The sequence below is a fragment of the Aquipuribacter sp. SD81 genome (assembly GCF_037153975.1).
In the GTDB taxonomy this organism is placed as follows: Bacteria; Actinomycetota; Actinomycetes; order Actinomycetales; family JBBAYJ01; genus Aquipuribacter.
Genome location: NZ_JBBAYJ010000004.1, coordinates 24,270 through 39,504, shown reverse-complemented (window position 1 = coordinate 39,504; position 15,235 = coordinate 24,270). Strand labels below are relative to the sequence as shown.

At 76.4% G+C, this 15,235-nt stretch carries 12 protein-coding genes; 8 read left to right on the top strand and 4 right to left on the bottom strand.

What is annotated here, in order from left to right; genetic code table 11:
- Window positions 1-12: 12 nt before the first annotated feature.
- Both WAA21_RS03235 and WAA21_RS03230 read right to left on the bottom strand, forming a co-directional pair.
- The gene (locus WAA21_RS03235) at window positions 13-2,184 is read right to left on the bottom strand and encodes a cation:proton antiporter domain-containing protein (RefSeq protein ID WP_336921315.1); all 2,172 of its coding nucleotides are present in this window, start codon (window positions 2,182-2,184) and stop codon (window positions 13-15) included.
- A 79-nt stretch (window positions 2,185-2,263) separates the two neighbouring features.
- A complete protein-coding gene (locus tag WAA21_RS03230) occupies window positions 2,264-3,727 on the bottom strand; it encodes a cytochrome P450 (protein ID WP_336921314.1) in 1,464 nt (487 codons plus the stop codon).
- A gap of 59 nt (window positions 3,728-3,786) precedes the next feature.
- On the opposite strand from WAA21_RS03230, the gene WAA21_RS03225 reads away from it, so the two are divergent.
- From WAA21_RS03225 to WAA21_RS03195, 7 genes are all read left to right on the top strand, one after another.
- Window positions 3,787-4,122: a YnfA family protein gene (locus WAA21_RS03225; protein ID WP_336921313.1), complete on the top strand. Its 336-nt coding sequence runs from the start codon at window positions 3,787-3,789 to the stop codon at window positions 4,120-4,122.
- 41 nt (window positions 4,123-4,163) lie between these two features.
- Entirely contained in the window at window positions 4,164-4,937 is a 774-nt protein-coding gene (locus WAA21_RS03220; protein ID WP_336921312.1) for a hypothetical protein, read from the top strand.
- A 149-nt stretch (window positions 4,938-5,086) separates the two neighbouring features.
- On the top strand, window positions 5,087-6,517 hold the full coding sequence (locus tag WAA21_RS03215) for a cytochrome ubiquinol oxidase subunit I (protein WP_336921311.1): 1,431 nt from the start codon (window positions 5,087-5,089) through the stop codon (window positions 6,515-6,517).
- 28 nt (window positions 6,518-6,545) lie between these two features.
- Window positions 6,546-7,601, top strand: a complete 1,056-nt coding sequence (gene cydB / locus WAA21_RS03210; RefSeq protein ID WP_336921310.1) for a cytochrome d ubiquinol oxidase subunit II — start codon at window positions 6,546-6,548, stop codon at window positions 7,599-7,601.
- Window positions 7,594-9,306: a thiol reductant ABC exporter subunit CydD gene (gene cydD / locus WAA21_RS03205; RefSeq protein ID WP_336921309.1), complete on the top strand. Its 1,713-nt coding sequence runs from the start codon at window positions 7,594-7,596 to the stop codon at window positions 9,304-9,306. Before cydB ends, cydD begins: the two co-directional genes overlap by 8 nt.
- A complete protein-coding gene (gene cydC, locus WAA21_RS03200; protein ID WP_336921308.1) occupies window positions 9,303-11,012 on the top strand; it encodes a thiol reductant ABC exporter subunit CydC in 1,710 nt (569 codons plus the stop codon). The genes cydD and cydC overlap by 4 nt, the downstream gene beginning before the upstream one ends.
- Before the next feature lie 107 nt (window positions 11,013-11,119).
- Window positions 11,120-11,803, top strand: coding sequence for a hypothetical protein (locus tag WAA21_RS03195; protein ID WP_336921307.1), 684 nt, complete (start codon window positions 11,120-11,122; stop codon window positions 11,801-11,803).
- Window positions 11,804-11,839: 36 nt separating this feature from the next.
- On the opposite strand, the gene WAA21_RS03190 is transcribed toward WAA21_RS03195, so the two are convergent.
- Together WAA21_RS03190 and WAA21_RS03185 are read right to left on the bottom strand one after the other, a co-directional pair.
- Entirely contained in the window at window positions 11,840-12,028 is a 189-nt protein-coding gene (locus tag WAA21_RS03190; RefSeq protein WP_336921306.1) for a DUF2795 domain-containing protein, read from the bottom strand.
- Window positions 12,029-12,330: 302 nt separating this feature from the next.
- Window positions 12,331-14,097, bottom strand: a complete 1,767-nt coding sequence (locus tag WAA21_RS03185) for an alpha-amylase family glycosyl hydrolase (RefSeq protein ID WP_336921305.1) — start codon at window positions 14,095-14,097, stop codon at window positions 12,331-12,333.
- Window positions 14,098-14,235: 138 nt separating this feature from the next.
- On the opposite strand from WAA21_RS03185, the gene WAA21_RS03180 reads away from it, so the two are divergent.
- The gene (locus WAA21_RS03180; RefSeq protein ID WP_336921304.1) at window positions 14,236-15,234 is read left to right on the top strand and encodes a methylated-DNA--[protein]-cysteine S-methyltransferase; all 999 of its coding nucleotides are present in this window, start codon (window positions 14,236-14,238) and stop codon (window positions 15,232-15,234) included.
- Window position 15,235: the final 1 nt, after the last annotated feature.

Sequence of the window (15,235 nt, the reverse complement as noted above, 5' to 3'; positions counted from 1 at the left end):
CCGCCCAGGCTCCTAGGCGGACCCCGCGCCGCCGTCCTGCCCGTCGACGGTCATGCGGTCCTCGAAGCAGTACGCCCAGGTCTCGCCCGGCTCCAGCGAGGCCACCACGGGGTGGCCCCACTCGCCGGCGTGGCCACGGGCGTGCTGGCCGGGGGAGGAGTCGCAGCAGCCGACCGTGCCGCACGCCGTGCACACCCGCAGGTGCACCCACGACGTACCGAGGCGCAGGCACTCCTCGCACCCGACCGCGGTCGGAAGGACGGGGGGCACGGGGTCGAGGTGGCGGCACGCCGGCTGCTGCGGGTCGGGGTGGACGACGACGACCCGGGACATGTCCACCGTGCTCGTGGCCCCCTCGCCGGCCTCTCCGGCCACCGGCAGCAGCACCCGCGGCAGCGGCCCGCCCGCGTCGCCGAGGGCGCTGAGCACCGCCTTGGTGAGGGCGTGGCGCGACGCGCCCTCGGGGTCGACGACCCGGTGCACGCCGGCCCCGACGAGCCGGCGGACGTCCGTGCCGCCGAGCGGGCGGGCGACCACGGGTACGTCGTAGCGCGCGAGGCCCGCGACGACCCCCGCGATCTGCAGGGTCTGCTCGGAGTCGTCCTCGGCCACGACGAGCAGCCGCGTCCGCTCCAGGCCGGCCATCTCCAGGACGGCCTGCTTGCTGGAGTCGCCCATGACGACGCGGTGCCCGTCCGCCTCGGCCTCCGCCGCCCCGTCCGGGTTGAGCGTCGTGACGGTCAGGTCGACCCCGCGGGCCCGCAGCTCCCGCGCGACCGCCCGGGTCGCGGGCCCCCAGCCCGACAGCAGCACCTGGCCGTCGTCCCGGTCGCCCGGTCCACCGGGGGAGCCGGTGCCGTCGTCCGCGGCCTGACCGGCCGGGGACTCTGCGCGGGCCGCCGCGGCCGCCGCCTGCCGGCGGGCGTCGTCGCGGCCCTCGAGCCGGGCCTCGACCCGCCGGCCGAGAGCGGCCATCGCGGGCGTGGCGATGAGCAGGATGACCGAGGCCGCGATGAACGCCTGCGAGCCGTCCTCGCCCAGGCCGGCCGGCGACAGGCCGGAGGTGCGCCCGACGGTCTCCAGCACGAAGGAGAACTCGCCGATCTGCGCGAGGAGCAGCGCCGACCCGAGGGCGGGCCCCGCCCCGATGCCGCTCGACGCGCGTCTCAGCACCCCGACCGCGAGCCACGTCGTCAGCAGCTTGACGACGAAGAGCCCGAGCACGCCCGCCACGACGACCGGGAGGTTGGCGAGGACGAAGCGGACGTCGAGCAGCATGCCGACCGACACGAAGAAGACGGCGGAGAAGAGGATCTGCAGGGGCAGGATCTCCCCGAGCGCCTGCGAGCTGAGCCGCGACTCGCTCACGAGGAGACCGGCGAGGAACGCGCCGAGCGACACCGACACCCCCGCCAGCGCCGTCAGGGTCGCCGTGCCGAAGCACACCGCGAGCACGGTGAGCAGGAAGACCTCCGGCGAGCACGTGCGCGCCACGCGCTCCAGCAGTGGCGGCAGCACGCGCCGGGCGCCGACGAGCACCACCGCGATGATGCCGACCGCCGTGAGCAGCGCGAGGACGAGTTCGCCGGTCGAGGAGCCCTCGCCCTCGCCGGCTCCCGCGCCGAGCAGCGGCACGAACAGGACCATCGCGACGACGGCGAGGTCCTGGAACACCAGCAGCGCGACGGCCAGCCGACCACGCACGGTCGTCGTCTCACGCGCGTCGCCCAGCAGCTTGAGCACGATCGCGGTGCTCGACAGCGACACGAGGAAGCCTGTGAAGACCGCGTCGCGCCAGCCGACCCCGAGCGCCAGGCAGATCCCGGCGACCGCCCCCACGGCGAGGCCGACCTGCAGCAGCCCGCCGAGCACGATCCACGTGCGCATGGCCGTGAGGCGCTCGAGGGAGAACTCGATGCCGATGATGAAGAGCAGGAAGATGACGCCGACCTCGGCCGCCGCCTCGACGGTCTCGACCTCGCCGACGATGCCGAGCTGGGCGGGGCCGATGACGACGCCGGCGAGCAGGAACCCGACGATGGGCACGACCTTCGCGCGAACCGACACGTAGCCGATGACGGCCGCGGCCACCACGAGCACGGCCGTGGAGACGAGGAAGGGTGGGGGCCCCTCCGCCTCGGCCGCGAGCACGGCGGCGGACAGGGCGAGCGGGGTGGCCTCCACGGGCGCAGTGAAGGCCACCGGCGGACGGGTGTCGAGAGGGTTCCGCTGTCGGCGAGCGCGGGCAGCGGTCCGCCCGGCCTCAGGCGGTCGCGCGGGGCGCGTGGGCGAAGCGCAACCGGAACGGGTCGAGCGTCGCCGGCACCGGGCGGTCCGGGCGCAGCGGGCCGCGCAGCAGCCGGAGGTCGTGCTCGGCCACCAGCTGCGAGAGCACCTGGCTCGCCACGAGCAGGGTGATGTTGCGGCCCGGGCAGATCGCCGCGCCGCCGCTGAACGGGACGAGAGGGTGCTCGTCGTGCCCGCGGTCGCGCAGCCAGAGCGCGGGGGCGAAGCGGTGGGCCTCGGGCAGCCGCTCGCCGTCGCGGTGGAAGAACGGGGCGAAGACCATGAGCGAGGCGCCCGCGGGGAGCGTGCGCCCGTGCCACACGGTGTCGGCGTCGGTGTCGCGGAGGATCGCCGGCGTGGTCGGCCACAACCGCAGCGACTCCAGCACCACGCTGCGCCCGTAGGGCAGGTCGGGTGCGTCGTCGAGCTCGCCCCGCAGCCGCTCGACGGCCTCCGGGTGGGTCGCGGCCAGCGCGAGGGCGCGGAAGGTCGCCCAGGCGGCGGCGTCGAAGGCGAACAGCCACTGCGGCACCTGCTGGTGCACCTCGGTGCCGTCGGGGGCGGGGGTGCGCCGGGCCACCGCCGCGAGGCTCCCGTCGTCGGCGGCCTCGACGCGCGAGCGGACCCCGTCGAGGAAGCGGTTCCGCAGCGTGCGGTCCGCCGGGCGCAGGTAGGCCCAGTTCCCGTGGCGGCGCAGCGCGAGCAGGCGGTCGGTGAGGGCCTCGTCGTCGCGCGCGCCGTCTCCCAGCACCACGCGCCGCACGACGCGCCACCAGGTGGCGACGAAGCGGTCCCAGTCGAGCTCCGGGTCGTGTCGCAGCTGCTCGCGCAGCACCGCGACCTCCTCGGCCACGGTCGTCCGCGTCCGCCCGCCGATCTCGTGCACGGTCCGCCCGGACTGGAGGACGGCCTCGTTGAAGGGCCGACGGTATGTGCGCTCCTCGGGGGCGGAGGCGAGCACGCCCTCGGGCTGGAAGTGCCCGAGGGCCGCGCGCTTCTCCCTCGTGTCGGCCCGGAACGGCTCGGGCGTGCCGTCGAGGACGCGGTGGACGTCGCCGGGGTCGAGCACGAACACGAGCCGACGGAGGCGGAGGTCCACCTGCACGGGCCCGGGGCCGTACGTGTCGCGCAGGTGCTGCATGGTGCGGACGGCGGCGGCGTCGCCCTGGACCCGTTCGATGAGGCCGACGACGCCGGGTCGGCGGGTGATGGCGCCCCGGCCCGCGACGGGGAGGAACACCGTGGCGAGCGCGCGCACGCCGTCGCGGAACGAGGCGCGCGGCACCTGCTGCGTCGGCGCCGGCTCCCCGCCGGTCCCCGTGCCGCCGTCGAGGGCGCGTCCGGGTGCCGTGCGGGCTGTCGCGTCGCGGGCCGCGGGGTCGGAGTGCGGCGTCCGCGACGTCGCGTCGGTCGTGCCGCTCGCGTGGGTCTGCTCGTCCATGGTGACGGGGTACCCCCGTGGGACGGGACGAAGCGGGGCGCTCGCGCCAGGCTGGGCCCATGACGGTCCTCGGCTCCGTGCTGCTGTTCGTGCTCGCCGCGCTCTGCGAGATCGGGGGCGCCTGGCTCGTGTGGCAGGGGGTGCGCGAGGAGCGGGGCCTGCTGTGGGTGGGGCTCGGCGTGGCCGCGCTCGGTCTGTACGGCCTCGTCGCGACGATGCAGCCCGAGGCGGCCTTCGGCCGGGTGCTCGCGGCCTACGGCGGGGTCTTCGTCGCCGGGTCCCTCGCGTGGGGTGCCGCGGTCGACGGCTTCCGGCCCGACCGCTACGACCTCACCGGCGCCGCCGTCTGCCTCGTCGGCGTCGCGGTCATCATGTACGCGCCCCGCCCGGCCTGACCGCGGGCGCCCGGGCGGGCGGCGGCTGGCAGGCTGGTCGCGTGGTGCGACGCGGCAGCCGGTCCGGTCCGTTGCGCGACGGCGTCTCCCCGGCCGAGCGGGAGCGGGTCGCCGCGCTGCTCGGCGTGGCCGTCGCCGACGCCGACGCCGCGCTCGTGCTCGACCCGCGGGGCCTCGGCTTCCAGCGCCTGGAGTGGCAGGGGGACTCCGCCCTCGACGCGGTGGTCGCGCTGCACCGGTGGGGGGCGCCGGCCTGCTGCTCGGGCGTCGGCACCGCCGACCTCGTCTCCGACGCGGGGCTGGCGGTGCGGGCCCGGGCCGCCGGGCTGCCGGCGGTGCTCGACTGGCCGGCCGACGACGCGCGGCTCGCCGACACCGTCGAGACCTGCGTGGGGGCGGGCTGGCACGTGTCGGCCGCGGCCGCGGCCACGGTGGCCTCCCGCCTCGTGCACGAGGCCGTCCGGGCGGCGGACGTCGCGGCGCGCCCGGCGGCCGCCGACGTCGCGGACTCGCTGCGCTGCGACGCGCTGGTGGCGCCCGCTCACGTGGGGGCGGCCGTCATGGAGGCCTCCGCCGCCGACCACCTGTGGGCGCGGGCCGACCTCGCACAGGCGGACGAAGGGGTGCTGAGCCGCGCGCGGGCGCTGCTGCTCGACGGGCAGCGTGTCCTCCAGGTCGCCGACGACTCCGGCTGGCTGCCCGGCTGCGGCGGGCACCCCCACCACCTGCTCGACCACGTGCAGGCACGTGTCGGCCTCGTCGCCGTCACGGCCGGGCTGCCGGCGGGCCTGCTGGAGGCCGCGCGGCTGTGGTGATCGACAGGACCTAGGTCCCGAGCGCACGCGGGGCGGCCCGTCGACACTTCGAGTGGCAGCCCCCTTGTGAATGCATTCACAAGCCAGGCGTACGCTCGGACCTGTCGCCGACGGGGCCGGCCCCACCCGCCCGTGCGACAGGAGGACCGATGGACCTCGACCCGCTGCTCCTCGCGAGGCTGCAGTTCGGCGCGACGACGATCTACCACTTCCTCTTCGTGCCCCTCACGATCGGGCTGTCCGGGCTCGTCGCCGTCATGCAGACCCTGTGGGTGCGGACGGGGCAGGAGAAGTACCTCCGCATGACGAAGTTCTGGGGGAAGCTCTTCCTCATCAACTTCGCCATGGGCGTGGTGACGGGCATCGTCCAGGAGTTCCAGTTCGGCATGAACTGGTCGGACTACTCCCGCTTCGTCGGCGACGTGTTCGGGGCGCCGCTGGCGATGGAGGGCATGCTCGCGTTCTTCCTCGAGGCGACCTTCCTCGGCGTGTGGATCTTCGGCTGGGACCGGCTGCCCCGCCTCGTCCACCTCGCGAGCATCTGGCTCGTCGCCGTCGGCACGGCGCTGAGCGCGTACTTCATCCTCGCCGCCAACGCGTGGATGCAGAACCCCGTCGGGTTCACCGTCAACGCCGAGCGCGGTCGCGCCGAGCTCACCGACGTCGTCGCCGTCCTCACCAACCCCGTCGCGCTCGTCACGTGGCCGCACACGATCTTCGCGTGCTACCTCGTGGCCGCCGCCCTCGTCATGGCCGTCGCCGCGTGGCACCTCGCGCGGCGCAGCGAGACCGACCTCATGCGCACCTCGCTGCGCATGGCGATGGTGACCGCGCTCGTCGCGGGCCTCGGGCTCGCCGCCTCCGGCGACCTGCTCGCCCGGGTCATGACGCAGGTGCAGCCCATGAAGATGGCCGCCGCAGAGGCCCTGTACGACACGCAGGAGAGCGCGTCCTTCTCCGTGTTCACGATCGGCACGCTCGACGGCTCCGAGGAGCTGTGGAGCGTGCGCGTGCCCAACCTGCTGTCGTTCATGGCGACCGGCACGCCCGACGGCGAGGTCGAGGGCATCAACGACCTGCAGGCGCTGTACGAGGAGCAGTACGGCCCCGGCGACTACGCGCCGATCGTGCCCGTCACGTACTGGTCGTTCCGGCTCATGATCGGCCTCGGCCTGGTCAACGTGGCCTTCGCCGCGCTCGGGCTGTGGCTCACGCGCCGCGGGAGGCTGCCCGAGCACCCGCTGTTCTGGAAGGCCGCCGTCTGGCTGTTCCCGCTGCCGCTGCTCGGCTCGATCATCGGGTGGGTCTTCACCGAGATGGGCCGCCAGCCGTGGATCGTCTTCGGCCTGCAGCTCACCCGCGACGGCGTGAGCCCCACCGTGGCCGGCTGGATGGTGCTGACCTCGCTCACCGCGTTCACGCTCGTGTACGCCGCGCTCGCCGTCGTCGAGGGCGTGCTGCTCGTCCGCTACGCCAAGGCGGGCCCCCCGGTGCTCGAGAGCGGCCCCGCCGCCTCCGAGGACGACACCGACGAGCCCGACGGGACCGGCGCACGGCGTCCCCTCGCCTTCGCCTACTGAGCCCGACGACACCGCAGGAAGGACCGACATGTCGCTGCCCGAGATCTGGTTCGTCGCCGTCGCCGTGCTCTTCGCCGGCTACTTCTTCCTCGAGGGGTTCGACTTCGGCGTCGGCGGGCTGCTGCCCGTCGTCGGCCGGACCGAGACCGACCGCCGAGTCATGATCAACACGATCGGACCGGTGTGGGACGCGAACGAGACGTGGCTCATCGTGGCCGGCGCCGCGATGTTCGCCGCCTTCCCCGACTGGTACGCGACGCTGTTCAGCGGCTTCTACCTGCCCCTGCTGGTCATCCTGCTCGCGCTCATCGCCCGCGGCGTCGCCTTCGAGTACCGCGGCAAGGTGGACGACCCGCGCTGGCGTGCCCGCTGGGACCTCGCGATCGTCGTGGGCTCCCTGCTCCCCGCGCTGCTGTGGGGCGTCGCGGTCGCGAACATCGTGCGGGGGGTGCCCGTCGACGCCGACATGAACTACGTCGGCAGCCCGCTGCTCACGCTGCTCAACCCCTACGGCCTGCTCGGCGGGCTCGTGACGCTCAGCCTGTTCCTCACCCACGGCGCGGTGTTCCTCGCCATGCGGACCGAGGGACCGGTGCGGGAGCGCGCCCGCGTCGTCGCCCTGCGGGTCGGGGTCGCGGCGGCGGCGCTCGCGGTCGTCTTCCTGCTGTGGACGTCGCTGGCGTACGGCTCGACGGCCACGCTCGTGCTGTCCGGGGTCGCCGCGGTGTGCCTCGTCGGGGCGCTCGCCGCGACGTGGGCGCGGCGGGAGGGCTGGGGCTTCGCGCTCAGCGGGGCGACGGTGCTCGCGGCGGTTGCGGCGCTCTTCGTCGCCCTGTTCCCCGCGGTCCTGCCCTCCACGCTCGACCCCGCCTTCAGCCTCACGGTCGAGAACGCGTCGAGCACGACGTACACCTTGACGATCATGACCTGGGTGACGGTCGTCATGCTGCCGGTGGTCCTCGCCTACCAGGTGTGGACCTACCGCGTGTTCCGGCGCCGGATCGCGCCCGACCACATCCCGGCCGCCACGGGGCTGGTGCCGCGGGCGCGGGCGGCGGACGCGGTGCCCGCGCAGCGTGCCTGAGGCGACGAGCACGGGCGCGGGCGCGGGCACCGGGACGCCCACGGCCCGTCGGCGGCCGTTCGACCCGCGGCTGCTGCGGCACGCCCGCGCGACGTGGCCGTTCCTGCTCGGCACCGTCGCGCTCGGGGCGCTGCAGGCGCTCGTCGTCGTCGCGCAGGCCGTGCTCCTCGCGCGCGTGCTGAGCGAGGTCTTCCTCGGCGGCCTGGGTGTCGGTGACCTGCGCGCCGAGCTGGTCGCGCTCGCCGTCGTCGTGGCGGCCCGCGGTCTGCTGGTGTGGGGCCAGGACGCCGCGAGCGCGGCCGCGGCCGCCGCGGTCCGCGCGCAGCTGCGTACGGCGCTGCTGCGCCGCGTCGTCGGGCTGGGCCCCGCGTGGCTGTCGGGGCAGCGCAGCGGCGAGCTCGCGCAGGTGGCCGGGCGCGGCGTCGACGCCCTCGACGGCTACTTCGCCCGCTACCTGCCGCAGCTCGTCCTGTCGGTCCTCGTGCCCGGCGCGGTGCTGCTCGCCATGGGGTGGGCCGACCTGCTGAGCGCCGTGATCGTGCTCCTCACCCTGCCGCTCGTGCCGTTCTTCCTCGCGCTGGTCGGCCTCACGACCCAGGTCGCCCAGCGCAGGCAGTGGCGGGCGCTGGAGCGGCTCGGCGCGCACTTCCTCGACGTCGTCGACGGCCTGCCCACGCTGCGCGCGTTCGGGCGCGGCCGCGCGCAGGCCGACCGCATCGCCGCGGTCACCGACGACTACCGGCAGCGCACCATGACGGTGCTGCGGGTGTCGTTCCTGTCCGCCTTCGTGCTCGAGCTCGCGGCGACGCTGTCCGTCGCGCTGGTCGCGGTCTCGGTCGGGCTGCGCCTCGCCGCGGGCGACGTCACGCTCACCACCGCGCTCGTCGTGCTCCTGCTCGCTCCCGAGGCGTACCTGCCGCTGCGGCAGGTGGGTGCCGCGTACCACGCCGCGGCGGAGGGCGTCGCCGCGAGCGCGCACGCGCTCGACGTCCTCGACCTGCCCGTCCCGGCGCGCGGCACCGGCCCGCTCGACGTGCCTCGCGGCTCGGCCGCCCTCGCCGTCGAGGGCGTGTCCGTCGCCTTCGAGGGCCGCGGCACGGTGCTGCCGCCGACCTCGCTGACCGTCTCGCCCGGGGAGGTCGTCGCGCTCACCGGCCCGAGCGGGTGCGGCAAGACGAGCCTGCTCCACGCGGTCCTCGGGCTGGTGCCGGCCGCGTCCGGCACCGTGCGCCTCGGCGCCACCGACCTCGCCGCGGTGGACCCCGCACGGTGGCACGCCCGGGTCGCGTGGGCGCCGCAGCGACCCGGCCTCGTCGCGGGGACCCTCGCGGACAACGTCCGGCTGGGGCTCGCCGACGCCGGCGACGACGCGGTGCGCCTGGCGCTGCGGCTCGCGGCCGCCGAGGACCTCGACCCCGACCGCGCGCTCGCGGAGGACGGCGTGGGCGTGTCGGGCGGGCAGCGGCAGCGCATCGGTCTCGCCCGCGCGTTCTGCCGGGTCGTCGCGGGCGGCGCGGACGTCCTGCTGCTCGACGAGCCGACGTCGCAGCTCGACGCGGCGACCGAGGCGCGGGTGGTCGCCTCGCTCCGGGCGCTCGCCGCGGGGCGCTGCGTGCTCGTCGTCGTGCACCGGGAGGCGGTGGCGGCCGCGGCGGACCGGGTCGTCGACCTCGGGCGCACGCCCGTCGCGGCGGTGACCGCGTGAGCGACCTGCGCCGCCTCCTCGCCCTCGTGCCCGTCGACCACCGCCGGGGCGCGGTCGGCGTGCTGTGGGGCGTCCTGTCGCTCGGCAGCGGGGTCGGGCTCATGGCGTGCGCGGCGTGGCTCATCTCCCGTGCCGCGGAGCAGCCGCCGGTGCTCACGCTCACCTTCGCGGTGGTCGGCGTCCGTGCGCTCGCGCTGTCGCGCGCGGCCTTCCGCTACCTCGAGCGCCTCGCCTCGCACGACGCGGCCTTCCGCATGCTCGCGGCGCTGCGCGTCCGGGTGCACACCGCTCTCGAGCCGCTCGCACCCGCCGGGCTGCCCGCCTTCCGCCGCGGCGACCTGCTGAGCCGGCTCGTCGACGACGTCGACACCATGCAGGACCTGCCGCTGCGCGTGGTCGGTCCCGCCGTCACGGCCGCGGTCGTCGGGGCGGGGTCGGTGCTGCTCGTCGGTCTCGTGCTGCCGGTCGCGGGAGCGGTGCTGGCGGCGGCGCTCGTGGTCGCGGGGGTCTCTGTGCCGCTCGCGACGGCGTGGGCCGCGCGGCGGGCCGACGCCGCGCTCGCGGCCGAGCGCGGCCGGGTCGCCGCCGACGTCGTCGAGCTGCTGCGCTGCCTGCCCGACCTCGTCGTCTCCGGTGCGGTGGCCGACCGTCTCGACGCGCTCGAGCGACGTGACCGCGCGCTCGTCGCGCTCACCGGCACGCAGGCGGGCGCCGCCGGCCTCGGGGCGGGGCTGGCCGCGCTGCTCGCGGGCGCCACCGTCTGGGTCATGCTGCTCGTCGCGGTGCCGGCCGTGCGCGGGGGCGAGCTCGGCGGGGTGTGGCTCGCGGTGGTCGTGCTCGTGCCGCTCGCGGCGTTCGAGGTCGTGCAGCTGCTGCCGGCGGTGCTGTCGTCGTGGCGGCGGGTGCACCGCGCGGGAGCCCGGTTGCTCGGCGTCGTCACCACGCCCGTGCCCGTGCCGGACCCCGCGGCACCGCGGCCGCTCGAGCCCGCGGGGGTGCCGCACGTGCGGTTGCGCGGCGTCGCCGCGCGCTGGCCGGGGCAGGCTTCGCCCGCCCTCGTCGGCGTCGACCTCGACCTGCCGCCCCGTCGTCACGTCGCGGTCGTCGGGCCGAGCGGCGCGGGCAAGTCGACCCTCGCCGCCGTGCTCGTGCGCTTCGTCGACGTCGAGGCCGGGGCGGTGACCGTCGACGGCGTCGACGTCCGCACGGTGGCCGGGGACGACGTCCGGCGCGTCGTCGGGCTGTGCGCGCAGGAGCCCCACGTCTTCGACTCCACGCTGCGGGAGAACCTGCGCCTGGCCCGGCCCGGTGCGTCCGACGACGACCTGCTGGACGCGCTGCGCCGGGCACGGCTGGCGGCGTGGGTGGAGCGCCTGCCCGACGGGCTGGGCACGTGGCTCGGCGAGCGGGGCGCGGCGATGTCGGGTGGTCAGCGCCAGCGGCTCGCGCTCGCGCGGGTGCTGCTCGCCGACGCCCCCGTCGTCGTGCTCGACGAGCCGACCGCGAACCTCGACCCCGCGACGGCGGACGCCCTCGTCCGGGACCTGCTCGACGCGGCGCGCGACCGGACCGTCGTGCTCGTCACCCACCGCCTCGACGACCTCGACGCGCTGCGCGCCGAGGGCCTGCTCGACGAGGTGGTGCAGGTCCGCGACGGGCGCCTGGACGGGCGCCTGTCGGCCGCCCCTGCCGGCGCGCCGCGGTGACAGTGGGGTCGTGAGCGGCCCCCGCCTCGCGCCGGCCCGGCGTGTCGTGGTGACGGCCGAGGCGCTGCGGCGGTCAGGGTGTCCGCAGGCCCGAGGGAGGGAGCCCCGTGACCGCCGTCCTGCTCGTCGTCGTCGTCGCCGTCCTCGGCATGGTCATCACGCGCGTCGCGACGATCGCGTTCATCCTCACCGGCATGTCACCCGACACGGCGCGCTTCCAGGCGCGCTCGGCGCTGACGGGCACGGGCTTCACGACGACGGAGGCCGAGGCGGTGGTCGGCCACCCGGCCCGGCGGCGCATCGTCATGGTCCTCATGCTGCTGGGTGGCGCCGGCGCCGTGTCGGCGGTCGGCGCCGTCGTGCTCGGGTTCGCCGGCGTCGACACGGCGGTGGGCGGTCTCCGGCGGGTGGCGGTCCTGCTCGTCTCGCTCTCGGCGCTGGTCTGGCTCTCGCGGAGCCGACTGGTCGGGCGCGTGCTCGAGAGCGTCATCCGCCGGCTCCTGACGCGCTGGACCGACCTCGAGGTGCGCGACTACACCGCCCTGCTGCACCTCCGCGGGCCGTGGGGCGTCGCCAAGGTGAGGGTCGCGGAGGGCGACCGCCTCGCCGCCGCCCCGCTGGCCGACCTCGGCCTCACCGACGACGGGGTCACGGTGCTCGGCACCGAGCACGCCGACGGTCGGTGGGAGGGGGCGCCCGCACGGGACGCCCACCTCTCACCCGGGGACTCGCTCGTCGTCTACGGCACCGAGACGGTGCTCATGGGGCTGCGTGAGCAGGCGTCCGGGTGACCGGCGACCGGGCTGCCGGCGTGGTCCGCGACGGGCTCAGCTCACCCCGCTGAGCTGCCCGCTCACGCCGCTCGGGCCGTCGTACTCCCGGTCGTCGATGCCCTGGATGAGGCTGACGACGTCGTCGGGGGCGCCGTTGTCGCGCGCGTGGGCCACCAGCGCGTCCCGGTCGGCGGGGTAGTCGACCCCGGAGAGGTACTTCTGCACGTCGATCGCGTTCGCCATGGCGGGGGGTTACCCCGGCCGGTGCCGCCGTACACCCGCCCGTGCCCAGGTGCCGGTGCGCGGGTAGGTCGTGCACGACCACGGGTGGTGGAGGTGCGCACGGCCGTCCCTCACGCACGACCGTGGCGTGCGCGAGCCGGTCGTGCGCGAGCCGGTCGTGCGCGAGACGGTCGTGCGTGACCGACGGCGGGACAGGTGGTCCCGCAACCGGTCGTCCACGACCGATCGCGACGGACCGGCCGCCGACGCCGGGCGCCGTCGAGCGCCGTCACGGCCCGTCGGGCACCGTCGGGACCCTCGTCTCAGCGGACCTCGACGAACCAGGCGTTGCCCCACGCCTCGAGCGGGTCGCCGGCGAGGAGCGCCGCGCCGGGCAAGTCCGCCCCGGAGTCGACGCGCGCCCACCGGCCCTCGGGCAGCTCCAGCGGCACCGCCCGGTCGCCCGTGTTGACGACGACGACGGCGCGGCAGCCGCTCTGCGGCACCCGCTCCACGACGACGATCGCCGGGTCCTCGCCGTGCACGCGCTGCTCGGCGTCGGGGGAGAAGGCCGCGTAGGAGCGACGGAGCAGGAGCATGTCGCTGAGCCCGGCCAGCGACGCCTCCTCGCGCGTGCCGCGGGTGGTGAGGAGCAGCTCGAGGTCCGCGGCGTCCCAGCGGGCCCGGTTGAGGTCGCGCGCGTGGCCGGTGCGCGCCGCGGTCGCGGTGTCGTTGCCGGCGGCCAGCAGAGCGCCCAGGTACACCAGCGGCACGCCGCGCAGCGCGAGCGCGAGCGCGTACGACGACAGGTGCCGCCGCATCGCCGTCGCCTCGTCGTGGCCCGCCCCGATGACCGCCGCCCATGTGGTGGCGAGCTCGTAGGGGCGGGTGGTCCCGTCCGGCAGGGCACGGGCGTTGACGGCACCGCCCGCGCGCTCGGTGGCGGCGACGAGGGCCCGCACCTCCTCGTCGTCGAGCAGGCCCTCGACCGCGCGCACGCCGATGCCGTCGTGGCTCGCGAGGAAGTTGAGGTACGTGCGGCCGGGCCCCGCGAACCACAGGTCGCGGGCCCAGCGCCGCAGCACGCGCGCGTCGCCGGACACGAAGGAGTGCAGCACGAGCGGCGGCAGGGCGAACTGGTAGACGGCCTGCGCCTCGCGCTCGCCGTCCAGACCCAGGTAGGCGACGTTCTCCGCGTGCGGGACGTTGGTCTCGGTCACGAGCACGAGCCCCGGGTCGACCTCGTCCAGGCACGCCCGGAACAGCTGCACGAGGTGGTGCGCGCCCGGCAGGTTGAGCGACGACGTCGCCGGGTCCTTCCACGCGAAGCCGATCGCGTCGAGCCGGATGGCGCGCGCCCCCTGGCCGACGTAGTCCAGCAGCGCGCCCACCATGGCGAGCAGGACCCGCGGCTCCCGGTAGTCGAGGTCGACCTGGTCGGCGGAGAAGGTCGTCCACACCCCGGTCGAGCCGTCGACCCGGTCGACGACCGTGCGCAGCGGGCTGGTGCGGGGACGGGTCACCGCGCGCGTGTCGGTGGCGTCGTCGAGGACGAGGAAGAAGCCGTCGTAGGCGGGGTCGCCCGCGAGCCAGCCGCGGAACCACGTGCCCTGCGCCGACACGTGGTTGACGACCGCGTCCGCCATCCACGTGGCGCCCGCGGCGAGGCGGCGCACGTCCTGCCGGGTCCCGTGGGCGGGGTCGACGAGCGAGTGGTCCATGACGGCGAAGCCGCCGTCGGAGCTCGACGGGTGCAGCGGGAGCGTGTGCACGCCCGTGACGGCGGGCGACAGGTGCGCGTCCACCAGCTCGGCGAGGGCCGTGAGCGGGCTGCGGGCCCCGGAGGTGTCCCGCACGTGGTCCGGGTAGGCGATGAGCCACGCGTCGGTCTCGTCCAGCGGCCGCGTCGGCGTCGGCCGCGGCGCCTCGAGCAGCAGCGCGTCGAGGCGGTCGGCCACCGCGTCGAGCCCGGCGGCGTCGAGGTGGTCGCCGTACAGCAGCCCCAGCAGGTGCCGCCGGCGCGAGCCGGCGGTCGCGCGGACGCGGTCGCGGGCGGGCGCGAGCGCGCGCCCGAGAGATGTTTCCGTCATGTTACGAGCACGTCCCGTGCGGCAGCCTGGGCAGGGATGGGGGTCACCGCCTACATAACGGCAGGAACGCGCCGTCGGTCAAGCCGGACGGCGGAGATCGGGAGGGAGACGCGCCCCGACGGGCCTACCGTCGACGACGTGACGACGACGAGCCCCGCCCCTGCTGCCGCGCCGAGCCCCGCGACCGGCGCGGCGGGCGCCGGGGCGCGCGGCGCGGCGGCCGACGACCGGGCGAGGGTCGCGGCGGCCTGCCGGGTGATGGACGACGCGGGCGGCCCGGTCCCGGCCGCCGACCTCGCGAGGGCGGCCGCGTGCAGCCCGCGCCAGCTGCACCGCGCCTTCGCCGCCGTGCTCGACGTCGGCCCGCTGCAGTACGGCCGGGCCGTCCGCACGGGTCGGGCCCGCGAGGTCCTGCGCGCCGCCGGCAGCGTGGGCGACGCCGTGTGGGAGGCCGGCTACGGCTCGGCGCGCGGCTTCTACGAGGAGGTCGGCCGCCGGCTCGGGATGAGCCCGGCGGAGTACGCCGACGGCGGGCGCGGGCGGCACCTGCAGTGGTCCTGGACGCCGACGGCCGTCGGGCCCGTCCTCGTCGTCGTGAGCCCGGACGGCATCTGCGCCGTCCGCATCGGCGCCCCCGCGACCGGCCTGCCCGGCGCGGCCGAGGCGGACGAGGCCGTCGCGGACGGGGCCGGGGCGGACGAGGCCGTCGCGGACCTGCTCGCCGAGGTCGCCGACGAGCTGCCGCACGCGCACCTGGACCGCGACGACGCGGCTCTCGTCCACGTCCTCGACGCCGTCCGGGCGCTCGCCGCCGGGCGCGCCGCCGACCGGGGCGACGGGTCCGGGTCCGGGCTCCCGCTCGACGTGGCCGGGACGGCGTTCCAGGCGCGGGTGTGGCGGGCCCTGCAGGAGATCCCCGCCGGCGAGACGCGCACGTACACCGAGGTCGCCCGCAGCATCGGCAGCCCCACCAGCGTGCGCGCCGTGGCGCGGGCCTGCGCGACCAACCCGGTCGCCCTGGTCGTGCCCTGCCACCGCGTCGTCCGCTCCGACGGCTCCCTCGCCGGCTACCGGTGGGGGCTCGCGGTCAAGCAGTCGCTGCTCGACGCGGAGCGCGAGCGCGCGACCCTACGCTGAG